Origin of the sequence: Porphyromonas uenonis 60-3, assembly GCF_000174775.1 — a bacterium.
Taxonomy (GTDB): domain Bacteria; phylum Bacteroidota; class Bacteroidia; order Bacteroidales; family Porphyromonadaceae; genus Porphyromonas; species Porphyromonas uenonis_A.
Map to the genome: position 1 here is coordinate 1 of NZ_ACLR01000240.1, position 1,964 is coordinate 1,964.

A 1,964-nucleotide genomic window follows, 5' to 3' on the forward strand; every position below is an offset into this window, starting at 1 on the left:
CACTTGCTATGAGTGTAGGAAAGATGTCCCATATCACATTCTGCTCGCAGCTCAAAAAGTGGGAGACCAAGTGGGATACTTTTCTCAAGGAGAAGACCATAAATGATGAAAACGGCAAATGGCAATACACGCACAAATCACTTAGATCAGCCCACTTTTCCTTTCGTCAATACCTCCCTACACTCTTTACTTACGAGGAACATCCGGATATACAGATCCCTAAAACCAATAACTCCATTGAAGGGCTATTTACTGCACTCAAAAGCCGTCTTAGAGCGCATAATGGAATGTCCCAAGCTCACAAGAAACGATTCGTGGATGGTTTTTTTAGGCATAGGGATATCGCCCAGTTTACATCAAAAAAAGAGGAGGGGCAATAGTACCCCTCCCCTGTCAGTGTAAACTGTTCTGACTCCATTGACCGTATCCCTCACCGGTTGCACCCCTGCAGAGCCGGCTACGTTTCAGGTCAACGAACAAAGGTATCTGTTTTTTTCTTCTACTTCGTCCACCATTTTGACCTATACGCCTCTTTTTATTACCTTTGTAACGTGGTTATTGAGTTGCAATACAGGTTGCATAGATAGTCGATTACCTATCCTATTCATTTCGTTATTATTATGAAACTGGCATATAACTTATCGATCCTGATCGGGCTTATGATGCTTCTCTCAGGCTGTGGCTTGATGAAGCTCTTCACCTCGGAGCCAAGGGATGTCTGCAAGGCGCAATTGGAGACCAAGGAAGGAGCTACCTACACAGGGTATCTTAGGATGCCTATGTCGGGGGACAAGGAGCTCAAGCTCTTCGATGACCTCGCCCTCGCCCATTCAGCCGGCACCTTCAAGTCCGAGGACCTGAAAGGCATCGAGCTAAGCAACCCCAAGAAACCGGACTCGAGCTATCGCTTTGAGTACAAAAAGTTCTCCACCTTCCTGCAAAGCAATGCCGCATGGATGACTCTCGTAGATAGGGGACCTGAGCTTACGGCCTACCTCCTGGCCTCTTCGTACAAGATTGATGAGAATGGGGACATCTTCTTCATAGGCAACGAGCAGCGGATCATACGTAGTGGAGGAAGTATGGCTGTGGTAAAGCCCAGCTTCCCACTATTCTTGGAGAAACGCGGAGGTATCCTAAGAAAGGTTGCTCTGGTACACGGGATCAACTATGAAGGATCTCAGTTTAGAGGCGGAGTGGTCAGATTCCTTGCCGATGATCCGGAGCTCTGTAGCTATGTGAGAGGACTGAAGTGGGAGTTTGAGGACATAGATAAGGTGGTGAAGTACTACGATCCTCACCGCAAGGGTGAGCTGGTCATTAAGGATGACCGGGGTCAAGTCCTCGCTCTGCCACCACATAAGATGGTCACGGGTGCGCTGTCAGGCGAGCTTATCTACACTGCGGATCTGGCTAAAAACCTAACGCCACACTTTGGGATGGCCTCCTACCTCGGGCTCCGCTCATCCCTCGGGACGTACTTCACTTATGGCGGGTCTGTAGGGTTCAATCAGCCCTGCCTCGTGGATGATATGGCACTGATAACGGAGGATCCGAGCTTCTTGTTGAAAGATCGCAAGGAAGTGGAGGTACCTCAGGAGTTCATCAAGCGAGTGACCCTTTTTAGCTTCAATGCTTTTGCGGGTCTGCAGGTGCCGCTTGACCTAAAGTCTGTATATGTCATTCCTTCCCTGAGTGGATGTGTTACCGGTGACCTTCACTCCGACTACAGCCTGATCAGTGCTGGACCGCTCGTAAGGTGCGACTTTGGCATCCCCTTGAAGTATGGGAATATGCTCTTCTTCGGTGCCGGATACAAGTATGGCTTCCCCATCAAGGATGCAGATGAGATGGCAGCTGACAACTACAAGAATGTGACCCCTTATGGTCAGTCTCATACCGTCTTTCTGTCCATCGGTTATATGTATTGACCCGTAGATCTTCCTTAAATAAGGGAGCGAAAG

The 1,964-nt window shown here is 48.8% G+C and carries 1 protein-coding gene and 1 pseudogene; both read left to right on the forward strand.

The features are described from left to right. A pseudogene (locus tag PORUE0001_RS09530) lies at window positions 1–380 on the forward strand (resolvase); the annotation flags it as partial. Window positions 381–620: 240 nt separating this feature from the next. Beyond that, a complete protein-coding gene (locus tag PORUE0001_RS09535) occupies window positions 621–1,931 on the forward strand; it encodes a hypothetical protein (protein WP_050771574.1) in 1,311 nt (436 codons plus the stop codon). The last annotated feature ends 33 nt before the right edge of the window (window positions 1,932–1,964 follow it).

Excerpts from the sequence above, each read along its gene's own strand:
- PORUE0001_RS09535 (WP_050771574.1), top strand. The coding sequence starts at position 621 with ATGAAACTGGCATATAACTTATCGATCCTGATCGGGCTTATGATGCTT.